This is a genomic window from Alcaligenes sp. Me129, from assembly GCF_050487245.1.
In the GTDB taxonomy this organism is placed as follows: Bacteria; Pseudomonadota; Gammaproteobacteria; order Burkholderiales; family Burkholderiaceae_B; genus Alcaligenes; species Alcaligenes phenolicus.
Genome location: NZ_JBKQGX010000016.1, coordinates 12,677 through 31,799, shown reverse-complemented (window position 1 = coordinate 31,799; position 19,123 = coordinate 12,677). Strand labels below are relative to the sequence as shown.

Below are 19,123 nucleotides of genomic sequence, written 5' to 3'. Positions count from 1 at the left end.
ATCCATTTAGCAAAGCAGACTGTAGTGAACTTCGAAAAACTTACAAAACCAATTCCAATCGTTGACCTTTTTGCTGGCCCGGGCGGCTTGGGCGAAGGCTTTTCATCGCTGCCCGACGAGCCATTCCGAATTGCGGTGTCCGCTGAAATGGATGAAGCAGCACACTCGACACTAAGACTGAGGGCATTCTTCCGTCTATTAAAGCGACGGCAATCTGACCAGTTTCTGCAGTCATACTATCAATATTGTCATGGGCTGACGCCACTTCCCTATGATGCTAGCAATCGGGACATATGGGATGAAGCGGGAACAGAAGCACAGCGGCTGACGCTTGGCAATCCTGCCGATAATCAAAAGCTAGATGAGCAAATCAGCAAGGCGGGCATTGATTCGCGCACACCATGGGTCCTGATAGGAGGCCCTCCCTGTCAAGCATACTCGCTTGTCGGAAGAGCTCGAAATCGGGGAGAGGTAGACTACATACCAGAGGAGGACCATCGTCATTTTCTCTATAAGGAATACCTGCGGATCCTGCAAAAACATCGCCCTGCCGTCTTCATCATGGAAAATGTCAAGGGCATACTTTCTTCCTCTGTTGGTGGGCAGCGGATCTTTCACTCCATCCTGCAAGACTTGACGGATCCGGACTCGGCATTGAAATCCCCATGCTCCGGCCAAGGCTATCGAATTTACTCCCTGTCCTGTCAGACAACCTTCGGTCGAGGTGACGACCCTGCATCCATCAACGCTCATGACTTTGTGGTCAAGGCAGAAGAGCATGGAATTCCACAGGCTCGACATCGCGTCATTCTCATGGGGATTCGTGAAGATATTCTGAAACTCGGTATACAGCCGGACTGCTTGGTAGTCGAACCTCCCGTTTCGGTTTCGGATGCGATTGGCAACTTGCCGCCCTTGCGTAGCGCTTTAAGCAGGCAAACAGATAATGCGGAACAATGGAAAAAAACTGTCGTCCAACACCTCGTCGAGCTGGAACATGCAGCGTCCTTGATTGAAGGACCAAAAATGACCCGGATCAGGGAAGCACTCAAACGCACATCCCAGACCCTCAAGGTCCTTCCCCGAGGAGGTCTGAGAGTGCCCAAACGTTCATCAGCATGTACCGATCGATCAGAACTCGATCGCTGGTATGAGGACGAGCATCTCACTGTATGGCTCAATCACGAGGCGCGTAGCCATATGACGAGTGATCTGCGCAGATACGTATACGCTGCTGCTTTTGCTGAGGGAGTCGGGCGGTCGCCAAAAGGACATCAGGACTTCACACTCGACGGTTTACGTCCTAATCATGACAACTGGGAAAGCGGAAAATTCGCTGATCGCTTCCGTGTGCAACTTGGAAACTTGCCTGCTACCACCGTAACCAGCCATATATCTAAAGACGGGCATTACTTTATTCATTTCGATCCCAGCCAATGCCGCAGCCTAACAGTCAGGGAAGCAGCCCGTCTGCAAACATTCCCGGATAACTACTTCTTCCAAGGCAACAGGACTCAGCAATATCATCAGGTAGGCAATGCAGTCCCACCTCTCCTGGCCAACAAGATCGCGAAAATAGTGCAATCCTTCTTTCAACAGATCGGACAAGCAGAGCCGCGTTCTACACTACGTCCTTACGAACAAGGGAAATTACCCTGAGAGCCTCCATAGCGCCGACTACTGCTTCTGCTTTGTGGACAATTAAGCAGGCTGTAAGCAGGTCAAACAATCCGGCAACATTTCCGCTATATAAATACGCCCATCCAAACCGGCGGACAGGCCGTGCCCGTACACGCCTTGTACCCGGCAACGTCCCACCAAGGTGCCCGAATCCGGGTCGAACAAGGACAGACTGGCCGTTTGGTCACTAACTAGCACCGCACCGTCTGTTTGCACAGCTACCGCCATGGGCTTGTGCATGGGGCGCAGCTCACCCAGATAACGGCCTTGCCCATCCAGATGCTGGACACGGTTGTTCTCCCGGTCAGCCACCCAGACCGAGCCGTCGGCGGCACAGGCCAGCATATGGGGGGTGCTGAACTGCAAGGGACCAGAGCCCGGCGCGCCTAATGCCGCCAGCCATTGGCGTTGCGGGTCAAAGCGATGGACCACCGTATTGCCGTAGCCATCAGTGACCCATAAGCCCCCGTCGGCGCACTCGACCGCATGCGTGGGATGGTTGAAAGGCTCTTGCCAGCGAGGCTGCTCGGGTTTGCCCAAACGCCATTGCTCATTGCCTTGGGCGTCCAGCGCCAGAACCTGATGCCCGTCCAGATCCGTGACCAGCACCCCACCTTGCGGCCGGGCGCTGATATGGTGCGGACACAGAATTTCCTCCAGGGACCAGCGCGCCGACACCTGCCCATCCGGACCAAGCACCAGCACGCAGGCCGGGCGACGCAGCAAGGCCGCGATGCGCCCATCAACCAGCACCGCCACACTGGTGATGCTGCTGATGTCCGCCTGAGTCCAGGCGCGCTCTACCTTGTAGCGCTGAGAACCCAGAGTTACGTAAGCCATTGCCATCTCCCATCCCCCTTACATGGCGTTGGGCAAGACCATGACGATTTGCGGGAATATCGTCACAATCACCGTGGCCAGAACCAGCACCAGGAAGAAGGGGAAGGCCATGCGCACCAGCTCGAACAAGTTGCGCCCGGTAATGCCCTGAATCACGAACAAGTTAAAGCCGATAGGCGGGGTGATCTGCGCCATCTCCACTGTCAAGATCAGGTAAATACCAAACCAGATTGGATCAATACCCGCAGCGATCACGGCAGGCAGCAAGACCGATGTGGTCAAGACCACAATCGAGATGCCATCCAGGAATGCCCCCAGAATGATGAAGAACACCGTCAGCACTGCAATCAGCGCGTACTGGCTCAGACCCAGGGAGCCGATCCAGGCGGCCAGATTCGCAGGCAGTCCGGTAAAGCTCATGGCACTGGTCAGGTAAGCGGCGCCGATCAGGATGAAAGAAATCATGCAGGAGGTCCGTGCCGCCCCCAGCAAACTCTCCACAAAATTCTTCCAGTTAAGCGATCGTCCAAACGCAGCGATGACCAAAGAGCCGATCACACCCAGCACCGCGGCTTCGGTGGCGGTGGCGATACCGCCGTAGATAGAGCCGATCACCGCCATAATCAGCAGCACCACGGGCAAGAGCAAGCGCAGACGGCGAATTTTCTCGCCCCAGGTCAAGGTTTCGACATCAGCAGGCACACGGTCCGGGTGACGCAAGGACCAGATCGCGATGTACAGCGAGAACAGGCACATCAGCATGATGCCGGGCAGCACCCCCGCCACAAACAGGCGAATGATGGAAACCTGAGCAGCAACGGCATACACAATCATCACAATGGACGGTGGAATCAGCAGGCCCAAGGTCCCTGCTCCGGCCAGGGAGCCAATGCTGATGCTGTCGTCATAGCCACGCGCTTTCAGCTCGGGCAAGGAGATGCGCCCGATGGTCGCCGCCGTTGCCGCCGAGGAACCACTGACCGCGGCAAAGATACCGCAACCAAACGTGTTCACGTGCACCAGTCGCCCAGGCAAACGCTGTACCCACGGCCCCAGGCCGCTGAACATGTCTTCAGCCAACCGCGTTCGATACAGAATTTCCCCCATCCAGATAAACAGGGGCAAGGCCGTCAAGGCCCAACTGGCCGAAGAGTCCCAGGCCTTGGTGGCAAAGATAATGCCCGCCGGTGCATCGGCATACAAAATGATGGACAAGATACCGCAAGCGATCAGAACCAGCGCCACCCACACGCCACTGGCCAGCAAGGCAAGCAGAACCACAAACAGCACTATTGCCTGAGATAAATCAGCCATGTTCAGTTGCCTCCAGTGTTTGACCTTGCGCCGCGTGCAGCAAGCGCCGCAACAGCATCAAGGTCAACAATCCCAGACCAATCGGCATACCCAGTTGCGGAATCCACAGCGGTACCGCCACCATGCCCTGGGCCACTTCCTTGTAGATAAAGGACTCATAAACAAAATGAGCCGTCTCCCAAGTGCACCAGGCGGCCAGCACCAGACCAATCGTGGTGGCCAGCAGCTCGTACGGGCGATGCAAACGCTCGGGAATCACCTGCAGCAAAAGCGTGACGCGGATATGATCCCCGCGCAACATGGCATAAGGCAGTGCCAAGAAAATAGACGCCGCCATAAACCAACCCGCAAAGTCATCCGAGGCGGGTATTTGCATGGAAAACAGGCGCGCCACAATCTGCGCAGTCACCACAACCCCGATCAAACACAGGAAGAATGCGGCCAGTGCGCCGCAGACTCTGGCCATACGCTCCAGAACGATCATGGACGCACCCCTTGCTTATGGTTGACGGTAAGCGTCAAGCAACTTCTGACCATCGGCACCGGCTTTCTTCAGCCACTCTTCGGTCATGGTTTGGCCAATCGCGTGCATTTCGCTGGACAGTTTTTCGCTGAGATTACCCACTACCATGCCTTTATCCGCCATGGTTTGCGTCAACTTGGACGTTTGCTCGCGCGACATGGCCCAACCCCGTTCCTCGGCACGTGCACCCGCATCCAGCACGGCTTTTTGCACAGTTTCAGGCAGGCGCTGGAAGGCGCGCTTATTGATGATCACAAAGCTTTGTGGAATGAAGACCTGGGCGTCGTAGTAATACTTCACGTAGTCCCAAGCCTGCGAATCCACCCCGGTTGCGGGCGAAGTCAGCATGGCATCAATAATGCCGGTAGAAAACGCCTGAGGCACTTCGGGTGTTTGCACCGTGGTGGGCACTGCTCCCATCAAGGAAACCAGGCGGCTGGTAGCGGGGCTGTAGGCACGGAAACGGACACCGGCCAGATCAGACAGCTGTTCCACCGGCTTTTTGGTGTAAATGCCCTGCGGTGGCCAGGGCGAACCATAGACCAGGACGATGCCCTGCTTGTCCAGACGCTCGGCCAGGAAGGGGCGAGTGGCTTTCCACAGTTTTTCCGACTGATCAAAGGACGAGGCCAGGAACGGCACACTATCGACCTCGAACAAAGGATCTTCGTTGCCAATGGCCGCCACCAGCATTTCACCCGCCTGGACCACACCTTGCTGTACACCGCGCTTGACCTCGGGGCGCTTGAGCAGCACCGAGTTCGATTGCACGTTGATATTCAGTTCCCCGTTGGTGGCCGCCTTGATGTCTGCCGCAAACTCACGCGCGTTTTGCGTCAGGAAGTTGTTATCAGGCTGCTCGGTACTCATGTTCCAGTTGGTCGCCGCCTGCGCGGTGCCAGCCAGCGCCAGAACGCAAGCCATGGAAAGTAGTTTTTTGATCATGATGTCGCTTCTCCCAAGAATTGAGGTGATGGCCGCCTTATGAGCGGCTTGCATTCAGATCCCGTAACTGCAGATCCCACAACAAAGAAAACTCGGATACATCGTTGGTCGCCACCCCCAGATCCTGCTGCAAACGAGCAGCCAGGGTACGAGCAGCATTCAAGGTGGTCAGATCCGCCACCAGGTAGGGGTCCAGGCTGCGCTGCTGCGTATCCTCGGACGGCAAAGGGGTCGAAAGCTCTGGGTCTGGCGTCAGCACACGCAAGGCCAGCAGGCCATCGGTTTGCTCCAGATAGGCTGAACTCTGAGCTGCCAGCACATCCAGTTGTGCTGCCTCCGGCAAACGCACCAGCAAGACCACAGCCCCGGTACCAACCCCTCCCAGCAAGGACACCGCCATCACGCGCCGCTGGGTATTGCTCATGCGGGCAAAGTTGGTATTGGACCAATCCGTTTGCTGCTCAAAGGCCTTCTTGTATTCTGCCGTCCCAAAAACCCGCAGGGACTCGGTGCGATACAAGGCCAGATACTTGCGCCCGGCGCCTTGGCGCACATAACGGCGCGACCATTGAAAACCCGGTATGGCAGCGCGTTCAGCCATGTGCTCGCGCTCATACCATTGATTGAAATCCTGCTCATGCTCTGGGGCGATGTCTGTCCAGATGAACAGTTCCCCCGGCGCATCACGATCAGTGCGAAAAGTAGCAGACACGACAGCCCTCCCGAATCAAGGTCATTGCACACTCTTTGTGGGAGTGTCCAACGGCTGCCAAGCAGATTCCAAACGGTTTATTTCAGCCTGGGGCAATAAGAAAAAGCGATCAGATCAAGCGAATGGCGCGGTATATAGATTATCAAGCAAGCCCACGCTCAGTACACATGCGCAGGCAAGGGGAAAACCCTCAAAGGCTAAATCGCGAAGACACGCGTGTCTGGCGGGGGTAAAGCCAGGCCAGGATGCTGGGCAGCAAAATGGTGCATGCGCTCCAGCGCCACGCCAATCACCGCTTGAGCGGTCTGCGTTAAAGGGTCGGGCCGCCAACTGGCGACCAGGCGCAAATCAGGCAAGGCATGTTCGCAAACAATTTCCTGGTACAGACCGCTGTCCAGCTGACGGCTGACTGCCGCCAGGGGCAAGGTGGCAATGCAAGGCTGGGCTTCGATCAATTGCGTGCTGGCGGCAATTGAAGAAACGTAGTGAATCCGGGCCTGATCCACAGGCAAGGGCTCAAGCAGCTGCACCAAGGCCAGATGCGGCTGGGAACCACGAGGGAAGGTCACCAAAGGCCAGCGTTGCACCAGCTCCTGCAAACCGCTGCGTACCGGCATGGACTCATCGGCCATGCATACCCAGCCCATGCGCATGGAGCCCATGGGCAAGTTGCGTATGCCGTCCCCCATGATGGGGTCGGTCTGCAAGGCCACATCAATGGTGCCGCGCTTGAGCAAGTCGTGAAGGCGCAAGGTGGACTCGGCGGTCAGCTCAATTTCCAGCTCGGGATAGAGCGCATGCAACTGACGAATCAAATCCTTGAACCAGGTATGCACAATGGACTCGACCACGCCCAGGCGCACTCGACCACTCAAGCGGCTGGAACCTGCCAGAGCTTCACGTAAATCGTGCTCCATGCCCAGCATCTGCTCGGCGTACTGCATCAATTTTCGACCTGCCGGAGTCAGGCGTAGATCGCGGTGGCCCCGCTCGAACAGGGTTTTCTGGAACTCGGCTTCCAGGGCTGCAATCCGCCCCGACACGGCGGCTTGTGTCAGATGCTGCTTGTTCGCTGCCGCACGGAAACTGCCCAAACGGGCAATCCAGATAAAGGTTTCTAAAAAGCGGATATTCATGCACCTGTCCTTTCAGGCTTCATCAGGGCGGCCAGATGATATTGGCTACGCAGCTCTGCGGGAACGGACACGATCAGACCGGCACCATCACCCACAAAGGCCTGCGTGGGCAAAGCATGGCAATGGGACTGATCGGCGGCAATCCGCGCATGGCGCAACAAGGACACATGCGGGCGAAAACGACGCGGCGGCTGCGTCCAGCCCAAAGCAGTCAGCTTGGCCCAGATCTCATCATGCCACTGCTGCAAAGCGGCCATTGCCTGAGTTTGCGACTCGTCCGGCCCGGCCCACACTACCCTTGGCTTCTCGAATACATCCCGTATGGTCAGATCCAACTTGATCTGCGGCACCGTCCATTGCGCCATCTGTGTCGCCAAAGTCTGCAGATCCGACACACGGCTGCCGTCCAGAAACGCCAGGATCAAATGAAAGTGATCAGGCAGCATCATCCGCCCGCCATAAATCGCATGTGCGTGCAGCGCCTGCTCCGCCAGCCAGGCGCGGGTTTGCGCGTCTGGCCACCAGCCAATGAAAGCGCGAAAAACGTGTTCGGCACCTGACTGCTTCAGGTCCAGAATGGGCAAGGGAATCGTCATCAGCAAACCCTCAAACAAGGCAGATCAGAAAGCGGGGCGTCTAGCCTAGGCCCTGCACAGGCGACGCGCCAGATCGTACACAATATCCAGAGCCGGCAATTGCGTACGGCCCGACAGGCGCACCAAGGCATAGTGACCGGACAAGGATGAAGAAAACAGGCCCAGCGGCACCAGATCACCAGCATCAATATCGCGCCGTACCGCCGCCAGCACACTCATCAAGACCATATCGCTATCCAGCACCACATCGCGCTGAATGCTGAAGCTATCACAACAAAAGCGTACAAAGCTGTCGGGATGGCCTTGGGCGCCAAACTCGGCAATCAGACGGTCGGTCAAATCATCACTGATCACGGAGCAGGCCACGGGATACTGGCTGATCGCAGCAAAGTCCAGCGACTCCAGCTGCAACAGCGGGTGGCCTTTGCGTACCAGCATATCGCCTTGCATGGCGGGCAAATACTCAATATCCAGGCCACGCACATCAGTCACCGCGCTGACGTCCAGCACCACCATATCGTAGCGTTCCCGGCGCAAACCTTCGATCAGTTCCAGCGTGCGGCCAATCACCGCGTCCACACGCAAACGCGGGTACTCGTCGAGCAGCGCCACCATGCACGGATGCAGCAAGACCGCAGCGGGGGTCGAACTTAAGCCTAAACGCAGGCTGCCTGCGTCTTCGCCCTGAAGCAGGGCCAGCTCGCGCTGCAAGGCACGGCCTTCCTGCAAAACCCGGGGGGCTCGCTCCAGCAGTACCCGACCATAAGGCGTCAAGAAAATGCGCTGACTGCTGCGATCAAACAGCGGCACACCCAGCTCCTGCTCCAGAGCCTGAATGCTACGGCTCAAGGCAGACTGGCTTAAGTGGACAGCTTGCGCGGCCCGGTGAAACGTACCGTGTTCGCAAACGGCCACAAAGTGCCGTAGCTTGCGAAAGTCCATGCTTGTCCCCTTGCTGACGCTTGAACCGGCTTATGCACAGACCGCATCAACTTGATGATTTTTTGGCGTTTGAGCCGCGCATTGTACCTGCATAGAATGGCTTGGCCACTTGGATGGCCCTACAAAAATACCGGAGACAAACATGACTGATTCCCCAACGCCGCTGGGTACACGCCGCCGCTTTTTGAAAACCACCGGACTGCTGTCGCTGGCGGGTATGGCCCCTTCCCTGGGACGTCAGGCCTTCGCAAAAACCGCTCCCGGTCCGGGCACGGCTCAAGATATCATCATGGCCGACGCGTTGACTCTGTCGGGCTGGATCGCACAACGCCAAGTCTCTTGCCGCGAAGTGATGGTGGCCTATCTGGACCACATCGACCGTGTGAACCCCAAGGTCAACGCCATTGTGTCCCTGCAAGAGCGCAGCGGCCTGCTGGCCCAGGCCGACAAGCGCGATCAGCAACTGAAAGCAGGTCAGTACATGGGCTGGATGCACGGCATGCCCCAGGCACCCAAAGATCTGGCGGCCACGGTCGATATTGTCACCACCAGCGGTTCACCGATTTTCAAGGACTATCTGCCCAAACAAGATGCCATTGTCGTGGAGCGCGTGCGGCAATCCGGTGCCATTCTGATCGGTAAAACCAATACCCCGGAATTTGGCCTGGGGTCGCATACCTACAACTCCGTGTTCGGTACCACCGGCAATGCCTACCAGCCCGATCTGTGTGCTGGCGGCAGCAGTGGCGGGGCCGCCGTGGCCCTGGCCACCCGCATGTTGCCCGTCGCTGATGGCAGCGACATGATGGGCTCCCTGCGCAACCCCGGTGCTTTCAACAACGTCTACGGCTTTCGCCCCTCCCAAGGCCGCGTGCCCTATGGCCCGTCCTCCGAAGTGTTCTTCCAGCAAATGGGCTACGAAGGCCCCATGGGCCGTACCGTGTCCGACCTGGCCATGCTGCTGTCCACCCAGGCCGGTTTCGATGCTCGCGCCCCGCTTAGCATCGGTCAAGACCCACAACAATTCGCCGGGAAACTGCAACGCGACTTCAAAGGCACTCGCATTGGCTGGCTGGGCGACTACAACGGTTATCTGCCTATGGAAGCCGGCATTATGGACCTGTGCCAAAGCGCATTGAAGAGCTTTGAAGCCATAGGCTGCACCGTTGAAGCGGCCCAGCCCGACTACTCCATGGAGCAGCTATGGCAAACCTGGCTGACGCTGCGCCACTTCACCGTAGCCGGAAGCGCACAGAGCCTGTACGCCAAACCGGAACTGCGCGCCCAAATGAAGCCTGAGGCGATCTGGGAAGTAGCGGGGGGCCTGAACCTGAGCGGGGCGCAGGTCTATCAAGCCTCCATCAACCGCAGCAAATGGTACGAAAGCCTGCGCAAGCTGTTCCAGACCTACGACTATCTGGTGCTGCCTACCGCCCAGGTCTTCCCCTTTGCTGGCACCACCCACTGGCCTGGCGAAATCGCCGGGCGCAGAATGGACACCTACCACCGCTGGATGGAAATCGTGATCGGCGGCTCTCTGGCAGGGCTGCCCGTCATGAACGTGCCTGCGGGCTTTAACGAAGCCGGATTGCCCATGGGCTTGCAGATCATGGGCCCTGCCCAGGCCGATATGGCGGTGCTGCAGTTGTCCTACGCCTATGAGCAGGCCACACAGTGGGTGCAAAAGCGTAAACCTGCCTTGCTGACTTAAGCAAAGCTGATTACACACCATCCATTTACAAAACCTGACGTTTTTAACTGTTTCAAAAACGCAAAACGATAGACGCCTAAAAACTCCATACCTAAGATAAGCAGAGCGGTCCGAATCCCAGACCGGCAAACACAGAACAGGAGTAGCACGATGGGTATTATCTCCATGATTATTGTGGGCTTTATCGTAGGCTTGCTGGCACGAGCCATCATGCCTGGCGATCAAAAAATGGGATGGATAATGACCACCATCCTGGGTATTGTCGGCTCCTTTGTCGCAGGCTACCTGGGACAAACCATGGGCTGGTACGTGCCTGGTGAAGGCGCAGGCTGGATCGGTTCCATTGTGGGTGCCATCATCGTCCTGTTTGTCTACGGACTGGTCAGCAAGAAAGCGTAAAACGCCGTATAAATACAAAACAGCAGCCTTGCAGCTTATGTGATTGGCGATCCGAAACCTCACCACACACGGCTGCAAGGCTGCTACACAACAATTTGCTAGTCTGCATGAGGCTCGATTCGCCGATACCTGTCGATACGCGACTCTGACCCACAGAAAAAATAGGCAATAAGTCATTGACCGCCAGCGCGTGAACACAAAAAGCCTGACGCTCCCGGAGCCAGTCATGCCCTACACCATCACCTTGAGTCGCATTTACGACGCCGTCCATGAGCCTGCCGGCAAAGCGGCCCGTGTACTCACAGACCGCCTCTGGCCACGCGGCCTGAGCAAAGACGAATTGGGCGACATCCAGTGGCTGCACGAGGCCAGCCCCACAAGTGAATTACGCAAAAGCTTTCATAAGGGCGATATTTCGCCCGAGCAATTCCAGCGTCGCTATCAGGAACAGCTCAAGCACGACCCTGATTCCTTGCTCTCCTTGATGAAGCTGGCTCGCAAAGGCGAACTGCAATTGCTAACCGCCACCCACGACCCGCAAACCTCGTACCTGACGGTGCTCAAACAGGCTGTGATTCAGGCTTTGCTTGAAGAAGATCGCATACACGACGGCAATGAACCCAGCTCGCCGGTTTGCTATGCGCACTTAATGAAAGATGAAAAGAAATAATCCGGGGTTTGTTATTCCTGCGCCTGCCCGACAGCGTTAGCATTCGGCCCATTACGCGCCCCCAGCAAACGCTGCACCAAGCTCTGCACACAGGTCTCCCGCCGCGAATCCGGCGCATAGTCTGAGCGCAAGGTAGACCAGGTCGGATGTATCCGTGCCTGCGCCAGTTCCTCCGGCAGGCCTTGCGCCCGCCAGACATTCAATTCCCGCTGCAAGGCCTGATCGAAATTCTCGGCATCAATCTCGCCCAGGCGAATCGGCGTCTGTGCGGCATGACCGCGCCGCTCCAAAGCCGCAATCAAGCTTAGCTGCCGCACAGCCAGCAAACGCAGCACGGCATCATCCACGCTAAGTTCCGTCTCGCCCCGCAACTTGCCCATCAAACGCTGGCCCCACTTATCCGCGCCTTGCCACAAACCACCGGCCAAGGCGCCCAGCACCGTCCCGGTTCCCAGGCTCAGGCCACCTGTCATCACATCCAGCGTGGCGCCTGCCATGGCACCTGCGGCCACACCCTTGCCCAACTGCACGCCAAATTCCTTCAAAGCCTGGGGATCAAACAAGTCCATGCCCCAACGGCCGCCCTCGAAATGCAGCAAATCCGCCACTACATCCTGACGGCCAAAGCTGTAGCGCTTGAGCAAAGCCTGCACACTCTTGGCCTCGCGGGCCAACACCGGCTCCCTTAGCTGCTGTGCCGCCAGCTCCATGGACTCCTTGTCCGAGGGTGTACTGACACGCCAGGCCGCCACATCAATCAACAGCTCTGCCAGCAAGCGCAAGGCATCCCGACGCCGCAATACTGCCTGCTGCGCCAAATCCACCTTCAACTGCTGCAACACCCCAGCATGCGTCTCCAGCAGCACCGCCAGCTTGTCGTACAGCAAGGCCTCGCCATCCAAAGCCGGTGCCACCGTATCGAATTCCGCCAAGGCATGAAGGCCCAAGCGTGCCAAGGCACTGCGCCATTCCTGCACCCGCGCCTGCGGACTACGAACGAAATTGAGTACAGGCAGCAAAGGCCGCCCGCTATAGGCCAGCAAGGTCAGCTCGTCCTTATGCTTGCTCAAGACCGGATCGCGCGCATCCACCACATACAAGCCTGCATCGCAGGATTGCAGCTTGCGCAACACGCGCGCTTCTTGCTCGAAACGGCCCTGTGCCGCTGGGGATTCCAGAAAACGACGTACCCGCTCTGGCCCATCAATACGTTCACCGGCTTGGCTGAGCTGATCCATGAAGTCCAGCAAGGCCATGCTGTCTTCCAGACCAGGGGTGTCGAACAACTCCACCAAAGCCTCGCCGTCCACCGTCAGCCTGGCGCCTTCCACATGCCGTGTGGTGCCAGGGCTATTGCTGACCTGGCCGAACTCCGTATCTCGCGTGAGAGTACGCAGCAAAGAGGTCTTGCCCGTATTGGTGTGACCCACCACCGCCAGCGTCAAAGCCGCAGCACTCATGATGGCTCCTTCAAAGACAAGTCAGGCCATTGATCGTGAATCTGCCCAGGCGCAAAGCCTGCCGCCACTAAACGTTCATGCCAGCTACGACGACGCGTTTGATCCGGATCGGCCATGGCTTCATCCAGCAACACCACATCGGACTGCTGGGCCAATTGTGCCCATTCAACCAGCGTTGCCACCACCCCGCGATCCGGCGTCTGAGCGGCATCACAGACCATCAACAAATGACGAGGGCTGGCAGACTGCAAGCGGCCCAGAATATCCAGACGCTCGGCCCGCGAGTCCACCCGCCCCAGATCCTGCATCTGCGCCTGCATGAAAGCAGGGGGCCAGCTATGTTCTGGTGGCAGCTCCAACCCCACCACACACAGTGCATTGGCCGCCAAAGGCGTGCTTGGCTGGTTTTGCATGCGCGCCACTCTGTCGGGCGACGCCAATTCATCCACACCCGTCGGCTCGCTAACGGGCATCAAACGAGGACGCAGCTCTGCCAAACCCGGCAAGCTGTCGTCCAGACTCAGACGAGCCGTGTGCTTACGCCATTGCCACAGGCTCCAGCCCAAAGCCAGCACACGAGGCAGCAAACCGTAAGTCACCACGGCACCCAATAGCCAGCTGGACCACAGGGCCTGAGCCTGGGCATCGAGCATTTGCAGGCCATCGCTGCTACGTATGGTGAGGGTATCGGGCAGGGCAAAGCCCAACAAGGATGGCAGGGCGCCCAGGCCTTCAACCAGCCAGACAAAGGTATCCGGCGTCAAAAGCGTGGTTTCCCAATTGAAGTGATAGCGGCGTGAGGCCAGCAGTAGCAGCAGGGTACTCAGGGCCGACAAAAAGGCCAACACCCACAAGCTGTGGCTGATCAGACCGGCCAACCAGGATTGGCTGCCCCGGCGCGCCAGCACGGCGGCAAAAGCCTGGGGAACCAGACTGGCGTCGCCTTTGACGAAGCGGCGACTGAGCCACCACCAGGCATCACCGGCCCAACTGCCTGTGCCGCTACTTTTGCCCGACCAGGCCAGGCTGAACAACCAGAAAATAAAAGTCAGTAGGTGCAGACCCAGCAACGCACCCAAAGCCGTCACTACATTCACGGCTCGACTGCCATCGCCCAATGCACCCGCGGCTGTCCCGGCCCCGGCCAGCAAAGCCAGCACCGCCATGGCAATCAATAGAAGGCGGGCAACACGCCACCAGCGCGTCCAGGCTTGTTCCAGCCCATCGCGTCGTGCCAGCGCCAAGGCCCGAGCCGACACACGTTGGGCAAAGGAGCCGCCGGCCGCCCGCGCACGGCGCGATTCAGACAGGTCTTCAACAGGCCCCCACAGGGTCTCGCGCAAACGTATGGCTTCAACCAGAGTTTGCTGCTGCCAGGAGCCGACGGATTCAGACGGTTTCATGGCACTGGCCATCACTTAAAGAAGTACAGGTTCGTCAGGCAAGGCATTGACTGCCGCCACGCCTGGAGTCTGCGCCGGAGCGCCTTGCTGCAAGACGGTTTCAATCGCGCTGACAGCAGCCAGCAAACCAGACAAGTACTCACGCGAGGCCAGATCTTTTTCCAACTGCTGACAGATCTGTGTCCATTGAGCCTGATCGGCCTTGATGCCCCGGTCTGCAATGATGTGGATACGGCGCTGACCCAAGGCCAGATACAGCAAGACGCCGGAGTTCAAGGGTGTGTCCCAGACACGTAAACGACCGAAGACTTCAAGGGCACGCTGGGCGCTATCGGCTTCATGGGCGGGCAAAACCGCTTCAATCGCCACGACCAGTTCACCACTATGGTTCTCTTCACCCTTGCGGATCTGCTCAGCCAGATGGCCCAACATTTCGGCATTGAAATGACGACGGCGCAGCCATTGGCCTTGTACCGATGCCCAACCCGACAATTCTTTCCAATTCACACTCATGTCGCTCCCCTGTGGCCTTACCAACTACCGGAAGCGCCACCGCCTCCGCTACCGCCACCACCGCCGCCGCTGCCTCCGCCAAAACCGCCGAAGCCACCACCGCTGCTGCCGCCATTCCCGCCAAAACCACCGGAGGAATAACCACCCAAGCCGCCAATGACACCACCCCGGCGCGAGGCACGCCCGGAACTGGACTTGCCGCCTGCCCCAAAGAGTCGGCCAATCATGCTCAAGCCTGCACCGACAACAGCGGCAAGCAGGGCCAGGCCAATACTGCCCGACACCACCAGCGTGAACACACCAGCAGCAAAGGCGGCAAACAAAGGCGAAGCAAAAAATACAATCGCGCCTACAGCCAGCAACGGCTCCCAGAACACGCCTTCTTCACCCGACGAGGTGACAGGGGCATTTTTAGGAGGAGGGGGAAGCTCTTCGCCGTTGACCAGACCCACCAGACTATCGGCTGCGGCCTGGATACCGGCATAGAAGTTGCCTTCGATAAAACGAGGCGTCATCTGCTCGCGGATGATGCGGCCTGCCTGCAAGTCCGTCACCGCGCCTTCCAGCCCATAACCGGTCTGGATACGCATGCGGCGGTCATCCTTGGCCACCAGCAGCAAGATGCCATCGTCCACTTTCTTGCGGCCAATTTCCCACTGATCAAAGACACGCAACGCGTATTGTTCGATGGTTTCTTCGCCTGTGGTAGGTACCATCAGAATCACGACCTGCGCGCCCTTTTCCTGTTCCACGGCTTTGAGCTGCTGGTTCAGAGCGTCTTTTTGATCCGGGCTAAGGGTGCCCGTGGTATCCGTTACCCACCCTGCAATGGCAGGAACAGGTTCAGGTTTGGCCTGCGCCTGCGTCCAGGGCCAGCACAGCAATAACAAGGCCATCAACAAACCACAGGCCCAGGCCAGCCTGCCAGAACGTGCAGACCCAGGCCCAGCAGTCAGTGCAAGATCGTGCACGTTCATGACTCCACCTCCAGAATTAATCAATACCCAGCAGGAGCGGGGGTCGCAGGAATATCAAACTTGACCTCGGGGTCACGCGTGATTTCGCTTTGACGATCCACACCGTAGTTTTCCTTGACCTTGTAGCCAAACAGCTTGGCGGTAATCAGGGTAGGGAACTGACGGATGAACAGGTTGTATTCCTGCACCGTCTGTACATAGCGGCCACGTTCGGTGGCAATACGGTTTTCCGTGCCTTCCAGCTGCGTCATCAAGTCGCGGAACAGGCCATCGCTTTTCAGTTGCGGGTAGTTTTCCGACACGGCGATCAGACGCGATAGTGCCGAAGACAACTGATTCTGGGCTTCCTGGAAGCGAGCCATCACTTCGGGGTTGTCCAGATCATCCACTTTCATCTGAATGGTGCCGACCTTGGCGCGCGCCTCGGTAACCTGCGTCAGCACCGCGCGCTCGTTCACCATATAGGCATTGACCGAGCTGACCAGCTTGGGCACCAGTTCGGCGCGGCGCTCGTATTGATTCAAGGTTTGCGACCAAGCGGCCTTGACCTGCTCGTCCAGGCGCTGGATCTCGTTATACCCACAACCAGACAGCAAAACCGCCACGCTGCTGATAAAGACCCATCGTATCCATGATGTCATGATTTTTTTCCTGCAAAAATAAGCAGATAAACAACAAAAACGGGTTACGACCCATTTGCTCGGGCACGTGCCAAACAGAGCCCGGCGGTCCGTGCACGCCAAGCGTAAACCGCGTACCGCAGCATAACAAGTACGTCTATGGCGGCGCTTAACAATTTCTGTCAAATCCGACAGGGCAATCCGCCTGACCGTTTACGTTTGAAGCAGGTTGTTTTAACGCTACCGCTCAAAATGATACAAGATGGTCAATGAGGATTTTTACTAATTTCACGCTATAATGGCAGATTGCGCAGCGCACCAATCACTGCGCCTCTTGCAGCAGGCGGCGTTCTTGCCCCTGCCGTGGCATTGTCGCCATAACAAAACACCTTAGCCTGGATTGGTAGGGCCCCAAAGAGGGCTTTTGGGCTAGTCACTGGAAAATTCTTGGACTCTCAAATCACTTTTGCCTCTCTTGAGCTGGCAGAACCTCTGTTGCGTGCTGTAACCGACGCAGGCTATACCCACCCCACGCCTATTCAAGCCCAGGCCATCCCCAAGGTCATTGAAGGTGGCGACCTGTTGGCTGCCGCTCAAACCGGCACCGGCAAGACCGCAGGCTTTACCCTGCCTATCTTGCACCGTCTGCTGAACAACCCTCAGCAAAACCGTAAACCAGGCCGCCCACGTGCGCTGATCCTGGCCCCTACCCGTGAACTGGCCGCCCAGGTTGAAGAATCGGTACGTTTGTACAGCCAGCACACCCGTCTGCGCTCGATGGTCATGTTTGGTGGCGTGAACATCAACCCCCAGTTCCATGCGCTGCGCAAGCCCCTGGACATTCTGGTAGCCACTCCTGGCCGTTTGCTGGACCACGTGCGTCAACGCACCGTGGACCTGACCGGCGTGGAAATCCTGGTGCTGGACGAAGCCGACCGCATGCTGGACATGGGCTTTATCCGCGACATTCGCAAGATCATCAGCCTGATGCCGGTTGATCGTCAGACTCTGCTGTTCTCGGCGACTTTCTCGGACGAAATCCGTGAACTGGCCCGTGGTTCGCTGAACAACCCTGACGAAGTGGCCGTTGCTGCCCGCAACACCACCAACGAACTGATTACCCAGCAAGTGATTCTGGCTGACCAGGCACACAAGCGTGATCTGCTGAGCCACATCATTCGCGAAAGCGGCTGGAACCAGGTTCTGGTGTTCTGCCGCACCAAGCACGGTGCCAACCGTTTGGCCGAAAAACTGTCCAAGGACGGTATGGCCGCTGAAGCCCTGCACGGCAACAAGAGCCAGGCGGCTCGTACCCGTGCGCTGGCCGGCTTCAAGAACGGCAAGGTTGTGGTACTGGTTGCCACCGACATCGCCGCACGTGGTCTGGACATTGATCAACTGCCTTACGTGGTCAACTTCGAACTGCCTAACGTTCCTGAAGACTACGTTCACCGCATTGGCCGTACTGGCCGTGCCGGTAGCGAAGGCGTGGCCCTGTCACTGGTAGATCGCAGCGAAATGCGTTTGCTCAAGCAGATCGAGCGCATGACCCGCAATCCTATCGAACGCATCGTGGTGGAAGGCTGGACGCCTCCTTCGCGCGCTGCTCTGGCTGAAGAAGCCAAGGAAGACACCTACGCAGAGCGCCGCTTCAACAGCGCTCCTGGCGCTCGTGCTCCTGGTGCCCGTCGCCCTAACGGTGGTGGTCAAGGTCGCTCCGCTGAAGGCCGTGGTGGCAATGGCGAAAGCCGTCCGCGCCGTCCTGGCAACGACAACCGCCCACGTCGCAGCGCCGCTCCTGGCGGTGCAGGCGGTGGCGCAGCCCGTGCTGGCCAAGGTCGCCCCGGTGGCCGTCAGGACAGCCGCGGCCCGAACCGCAGCAACCGCAGTTCTGCCCAAGCCAAAGCCTAAACCCTGAAAAGGGGCTGTGCCTGCCAAAGGCGGGCACAGCGCCCGCCTTTGAACCGAGCACACCATGGCACTGAGCACCTGGCTCGCCTTTTTCGCGGCTTCCTGGGTTATTTCGTTTTCACCTGGCCCAGGTGCGATTTCCTCCATGTCCTCCGGCCTGAAATACGGCTTCAAGCGTGGCTACTGGATGGCGATAGGCCTGAATATCGGGATCATGATCCAGATATTCATCATCAGCCTGGGATTGGGCCAAGTCCTGGCGCGCTCGGAACTGGCGTTCACCACGCTTAAATGGTTGGGTGCCGCCTACCTGATTTATCTGGGCTGGAAGCAATTGCGCACCGACGCCATGCCGGTGCAGGTCACAGGTCAGGAACCCAGCGACTTTCGTATTCGCGATTTGTTGATACGGGGTTGCCTGATCAATATCACCAACCCCAAGGGTCTGGTATTTTTGCTGGCCATCATGCCCCAGTTTCTGGACTTGAATCGGCCCATGCCGCTGCAATACCTGCTGATCGCCATGACCCTGTGCTTTACGGATCTGGTGGCCATGGGTTGCTACACGTCGCTGGCCGCTCGCATGTTGCATTTGCTGCGTCAGGCCAGCCATGTACGGCTGCTGAACCGCGTGTTCGGTTCGCTATTTATTCTGGCAGGGACGGTATTGGCCAGCGTGTCGCGTTAGCCTTGTGCACGCATCAGCTTGCCCCCAAGCCCTGCTTTACGGATAATTCGCTCACTGTTTTCCACGCGCCAGACTGGCGCTGC

At 58.0% G+C, this 19,123-nt stretch carries 19 protein-coding genes; 6 read left to right on the top strand and 13 right to left on the bottom strand.

Annotation, left to right across the window (positions count from 1 at the left end; translation table 11 throughout):
* The first annotated feature begins 24 nt into the window (after nucleotides 1–24).
* A complete protein-coding gene (locus ACLPGZ_RS15375; protein WP_239054980.1) occupies nucleotides 25–1,659 on the top strand; it encodes a DNA cytosine methyltransferase in 1,635 nt (544 codons plus the stop codon).
* A 42-nt stretch (nucleotides 1,660–1,701) separates the two neighbouring features.
* On the opposite strand, the gene ACLPGZ_RS15370 is transcribed toward ACLPGZ_RS15375, so the two are convergent.
* From ACLPGZ_RS15370 to ACLPGZ_RS15335, 8 genes are all read right to left on the bottom strand, one after another.
* Nucleotides 1,702–2,520: an NHL repeat-containing protein gene (locus ACLPGZ_RS15370; RefSeq protein ID WP_239054979.1), complete on the bottom strand. Its 819-nt coding sequence runs from the start codon at nucleotides 2,518–2,520 to the stop codon at nucleotides 1,702–1,704.
* 18 nt (nucleotides 2,521–2,538) lie between these two features.
* Complete coding sequence (locus ACLPGZ_RS15365) at nucleotides 2,539–3,834, bottom strand: TRAP transporter large permease (RefSeq protein WP_035268625.1); 1,296 nt, start codon at nucleotides 3,832–3,834, stop codon at nucleotides 2,539–2,541.
* Entirely contained in the window at nucleotides 3,827–4,318 is a 492-nt protein-coding gene (locus ACLPGZ_RS15360) for a TRAP transporter small permease (RefSeq protein ID WP_035268627.1), read from the bottom strand. Before ACLPGZ_RS15360 ends, ACLPGZ_RS15365 begins: the two co-directional genes overlap by 8 nt.
* 15 nt (nucleotides 4,319–4,333) lie before the next feature.
* Complete coding sequence (locus ACLPGZ_RS15355; RefSeq protein WP_009460211.1) at nucleotides 4,334–5,302, bottom strand: TRAP transporter substrate-binding protein; 969 nt, start codon at nucleotides 5,300–5,302, stop codon at nucleotides 4,334–4,336.
* 37 nt (nucleotides 5,303–5,339) lie between these two features.
* Nucleotides 5,340–6,014: a hypothetical protein gene (locus ACLPGZ_RS15350; RefSeq protein WP_429641640.1), complete on the bottom strand. Its 675-nt coding sequence runs from the start codon at nucleotides 6,012–6,014 to the stop codon at nucleotides 5,340–5,342.
* A 197-nt stretch (nucleotides 6,015–6,211) separates the two neighbouring features.
* A complete protein-coding gene (locus ACLPGZ_RS15345; protein WP_009460222.1) occupies nucleotides 6,212–7,150 on the bottom strand; it encodes a LysR family transcriptional regulator in 939 nt (312 codons plus the stop codon).
* The gene (locus ACLPGZ_RS15340) at nucleotides 7,147–7,746 is read right to left on the bottom strand and encodes a 2'-5' RNA ligase family protein (RefSeq protein WP_429641638.1); all 600 of its coding nucleotides are present in this window, start codon (nucleotides 7,744–7,746) and stop codon (nucleotides 7,147–7,149) included. Before ACLPGZ_RS15340 ends, ACLPGZ_RS15345 begins: the two co-directional genes overlap by 4 nt.
* A gap of 45 nt (nucleotides 7,747–7,791) precedes the next feature.
* A complete protein-coding gene (locus ACLPGZ_RS15335; RefSeq protein ID WP_009460224.1) occupies nucleotides 7,792–8,688 on the bottom strand; it encodes a LysR family transcriptional regulator in 897 nt (298 codons plus the stop codon).
* Nucleotides 8,689–8,830: 142 nt separating this feature from the next.
* On the opposite strand from ACLPGZ_RS15335, the gene ACLPGZ_RS15330 reads away from it, so the two are divergent.
* The 3 genes from ACLPGZ_RS15330 to ACLPGZ_RS15320 all read left to right on the top strand — a co-directional run bounded on the left by ACLPGZ_RS15330 (nucleotide 8,831) and on the right by ACLPGZ_RS15320 (nucleotide 11,468).
* On the top strand, nucleotides 8,831–10,399 hold the full coding sequence (locus ACLPGZ_RS15330; RefSeq protein ID WP_429641636.1) for an amidase: 1,569 nt from the start codon (nucleotides 8,831–8,833) through the stop codon (nucleotides 10,397–10,399).
* Between the two features lie 150 nt (nucleotides 10,400–10,549).
* Nucleotides 10,550–10,798 carry a GlsB/YeaQ/YmgE family stress response membrane protein gene (locus tag ACLPGZ_RS15325; RefSeq protein ID WP_026483834.1) on the top strand — a complete coding sequence of 83 codons (249 nt, stop codon included), beginning with the start codon at nucleotides 10,550–10,552 and terminating at the stop codon, nucleotides 10,796–10,798.
* Nucleotides 10,799–11,024: 226 nt separating this feature from the next.
* Nucleotides 11,025–11,468, top strand: a complete 444-nt coding sequence (locus tag ACLPGZ_RS15320; protein WP_083055238.1) for a DUF488 domain-containing protein — start codon at nucleotides 11,025–11,027, stop codon at nucleotides 11,466–11,468.
* Nucleotides 11,469–11,479: 11 nt separating this feature from the next.
* On the opposite strand, the gene ACLPGZ_RS15315 is transcribed toward ACLPGZ_RS15320, so the two are convergent.
* The 5 genes from ACLPGZ_RS15315 to ACLPGZ_RS15295 are packed head-to-tail and all read right to left on the bottom strand — an operon-like array spanning nucleotide 11,480 to nucleotide 16,462.
* On the bottom strand, nucleotides 11,480–12,928 hold the full coding sequence (locus tag ACLPGZ_RS15315) for a DUF3482 domain-containing protein (RefSeq protein WP_254500088.1): 1,449 nt from the start codon (nucleotides 12,926–12,928) through the stop codon (nucleotides 11,480–11,482).
* Entirely contained in the window at nucleotides 12,925–14,331 is a 1,407-nt protein-coding gene (locus tag ACLPGZ_RS15310) for a DUF2868 domain-containing protein (RefSeq protein ID WP_239054976.1), read from the bottom strand. The genes ACLPGZ_RS15315 and ACLPGZ_RS15310 overlap by 4 nt, the downstream gene beginning before the upstream one ends.
* A gap of 15 nt (nucleotides 14,332–14,346) precedes the next feature.
* Nucleotides 14,347–14,844: a TPM domain-containing protein gene (locus tag ACLPGZ_RS15305; protein WP_035268642.1), complete on the bottom strand. Its 498-nt coding sequence runs from the start codon at nucleotides 14,842–14,844 to the stop codon at nucleotides 14,347–14,349.
* 17 nt (nucleotides 14,845–14,861) lie between these two features.
* Nucleotides 14,862–15,821 (bottom strand): TPM domain-containing protein, encoded by a 960-nt coding sequence (locus tag ACLPGZ_RS15300; protein WP_239054975.1) that lies wholly within the window; start codon nucleotides 15,819–15,821, stop codon nucleotides 14,862–14,864.
* Between the two features lie 20 nt (nucleotides 15,822–15,841).
* Nucleotides 15,842–16,462 carry a LemA family protein gene (locus tag ACLPGZ_RS15295; protein WP_009460247.1) on the bottom strand — a complete coding sequence of 207 codons (621 nt, stop codon included), beginning with the start codon at nucleotides 16,460–16,462 and terminating at the stop codon, nucleotides 15,842–15,844.
* Between the two features lie 426 nt (nucleotides 16,463–16,888).
* Here ACLPGZ_RS15295 and ACLPGZ_RS15290 point away from each other — a divergent pair, with 426 nt between their 5' ends.
* Together ACLPGZ_RS15290 and ACLPGZ_RS15285 are read left to right on the top strand one after the other, a co-directional pair.
* Nucleotides 16,889–18,352, top strand: a complete 1,464-nt coding sequence (locus ACLPGZ_RS15290; RefSeq protein ID WP_009460248.1) for a DEAD/DEAH box helicase — start codon at nucleotides 16,889–16,891, stop codon at nucleotides 18,350–18,352.
* A 64-nt stretch (nucleotides 18,353–18,416) separates the two neighbouring features.
* Nucleotides 18,417–19,040, top strand: coding sequence for a LysE family transporter (locus ACLPGZ_RS15285; protein WP_009460249.1), 624 nt, complete (start codon nucleotides 18,417–18,419; stop codon nucleotides 19,038–19,040).
* The last annotated feature ends 83 nt before the right edge of the window (nucleotides 19,041–19,123 follow it).

Coding starts and splice junctions, on each gene's coding strand:
- ACLPGZ_RS15370 (WP_239054979.1), bottom strand. CDS start 2,520: ATGGCTTACGTAACTCTGGGTTCTCAGCGCTACAAGGTAGAGCGCGCC.
- ACLPGZ_RS15365 (WP_035268625.1), bottom strand. CDS start 3,834: ATGGCTGATTTATCTCAGGCAATAGTGCTGTTTGTGGTTCTGCTTGCC.
- ACLPGZ_RS15360 (WP_035268627.1), bottom strand. CDS start 4,318: ATGATCGTTCTGGAGCGTATGGCCAGAGTCTGCGGCGCACTGGCCGCA.
- ACLPGZ_RS15355 (WP_009460211.1), bottom strand. CDS start 5,302: ATGATCAAAAAACTACTTTCCATGGCTTGCGTTCTGGCGCTGGCTGGC.
- ACLPGZ_RS15345 (WP_009460222.1), bottom strand. CDS start 7,150: ATGAATATCCGCTTTTTAGAAACCTTTATCTGGATTGCCCGTTTGGGC.
- ACLPGZ_RS15340 (WP_429641638.1), bottom strand. CDS start 7,746: ATGACGATTCCCTTGCCCATTCTGGACCTGAAGCAGTCAGGTGCCGAA.
- ACLPGZ_RS15335 (WP_009460224.1), bottom strand. CDS start 8,688: ATGGACTTTCGCAAGCTACGGCACTTTGTGGCCGTTTGCGAACACGGT.
- ACLPGZ_RS15330 (WP_429641636.1), top strand. CDS start 8,831: ATGACTGATTCCCCAACGCCGCTGGGTACACGCCGCCGCTTTTTGAAA.
- ACLPGZ_RS15325 (WP_026483834.1), top strand. CDS start 10,550: ATGGGTATTATCTCCATGATTATTGTGGGCTTTATCGTAGGCTTGCTG.
- ACLPGZ_RS15320 (WP_083055238.1), top strand. CDS start 11,025: ATGCCCTACACCATCACCTTGAGTCGCATTTACGACGCCGTCCATGAG.
- ACLPGZ_RS15315 (WP_254500088.1), bottom strand. CDS start 12,928: ATGAGTGCTGCGGCTTTGACGCTGGCGGTGGTGGGTCACACCAATACG.
- ACLPGZ_RS15310 (WP_239054976.1), bottom strand. CDS start 14,331: ATGAAACCGTCTGAATCCGTCGGCTCCTGGCAGCAGCAAACTCTGGTT.
- ACLPGZ_RS15305 (WP_035268642.1), bottom strand. CDS start 14,844: ATGAGTGTGAATTGGAAAGAATTGTCGGGTTGGGCATCGGTACAAGGC.
- ACLPGZ_RS15300 (WP_239054975.1), bottom strand. CDS start 15,821: ATGAACGTGCACGATCTTGCACTGACTGCTGGGCCTGGGTCTGCACGT.
- ACLPGZ_RS15295 (WP_009460247.1), bottom strand. CDS start 16,462: ATGACATCATGGATACGATGGGTCTTTATCAGCAGCGTGGCGGTTTTG.
- ACLPGZ_RS15285 (WP_009460249.1), top strand. CDS start 18,417: ATGGCACTGAGCACCTGGCTCGCCTTTTTCGCGGCTTCCTGGGTTATT.